Raw genomic sequence first — 1,180 nt, forward strand, 5'->3', positions numbered from 1 at the left:
AGGTAGACGTTTTAAAGCATGAAAGTGTCCTTACGGCTTCTATAACCATAATAGCCAAAAACACTGGAAATAATGGCGCCTACCAGACTTCCTAAAAAGCCCCACCACCCCATATTGGAGGCTGTTTTTGTGGCTTTAGTTGCAGTGTTTTTGGCGCCCTTGATCGTATCCTCAAGATTGTCTGAGAGTGTTTCTGCCTGTTCTTCAAAGGCTTTGATGGCTTTTTCGGTCTTTTCCTCTGCTCTTTGATAGAGTTGAACAGCATGGTTGGCTGCTGTTTGTGCATCCGAACGGGACATGCCATCTTTTATGAGGGCATTGATGATATCACTTCGATCAAATTTTGTCGTGAGATCTTCTACACGATCGGACAGGCGCTCACCAAGATTTTTTAAAGTGGTGCGATAGTAAGAAGGATCATTTTTGAAAGCTGTTATCGCAGAACCAATATCATTGAGTGCAGCTTGATAGGTTTGTTTTAAGCGATCAGGGTTGAGAGCAGGAATGTCACTTTTATTGAGAAGGGAGTGCAATTCACTCCTAAGTTGGTCAAAATTGATATCATTGTCACTATTTTTTGCAAAAAACTGTTCAAGACTTTCGCTGTTTAAGTTTGCAAGTATAGGGGAAATATTGTTTTTTAGGCTGTCTACGGTTTGTTGGACCATGGAGCTGTTTTCTAGAGCCGTTTTAGCTCCTATCTTTGCTGTACTAGAAACCACGTGGATGGCTTGGAGGGTCATCAGCAATGTTATGAGAGCCCAGGTGAGAAAGCCATGAAGAATCCCTGAGGTTTCAGCAAAACGTCCAGCTACAAAGCCTCCCAAGGCTAGGCTAATCAGTGTAACGATAACAGAACCCACGCCAAAGGAGAGGAAAGAGCCTTCAAATGGGGTTGAAGAGGTGAAATCCATTTGGCTTAAGCCTAAAGCGGCGACCAGAAAAGAGAGGCAGATTGAGGTGGCAAGAGCCGTCACCAGTCCCGCAAAGATTGCGGACCATGAAATGGGTGTGTGAAAGAGTGAATACTTTTCTTCTAGAGACGTTTCTCCTAGAAAATTCGTATCGAATGGTGTGTTTTCAGGAATGCGAGTTTCCATGTTTTATCTCCTTGAATATGCTGGAGATACAATGCCTTTTTGCTAATTATGTTCCAAAAGTGAATAGATATGCGCCAAAA

At 42.9% G+C, this 1,180-nt stretch carries 1 protein-coding gene; it reads right to left on the bottom strand.

The window, feature by feature from the left end; all coding sequences use genetic code 11:
• Positions 1–11: 11 nt before the first annotated feature.
• A complete protein-coding gene (locus tag ACFIMA_RS09670; RefSeq protein ID WP_375693779.1) occupies positions 12–1,100 on the bottom strand; it encodes a DUF3792 domain-containing protein in 1,089 nt (362 codons plus the stop codon).
• Between the last annotated feature and the right edge of the window lie 80 nt (positions 1,101–1,180).

The organism is Bartonella sp. AP88HLJMH (genome assembly GCF_042195605.1).
In the GTDB taxonomy this organism is placed as follows: domain Bacteria; phylum Pseudomonadota; class Alphaproteobacteria; order Rhizobiales; family Rhizobiaceae; genus Bartonella.

Bases quoted from the DNA above. Each gene is read 5' to 3' on its own strand.
- ACFIMA_RS09670 (WP_375693779.1), bottom strand. From the start codon at position 1,100: ATGGAAACTCGCATTCCTGAAAACACACCATTCGATACGAATTTTCTA.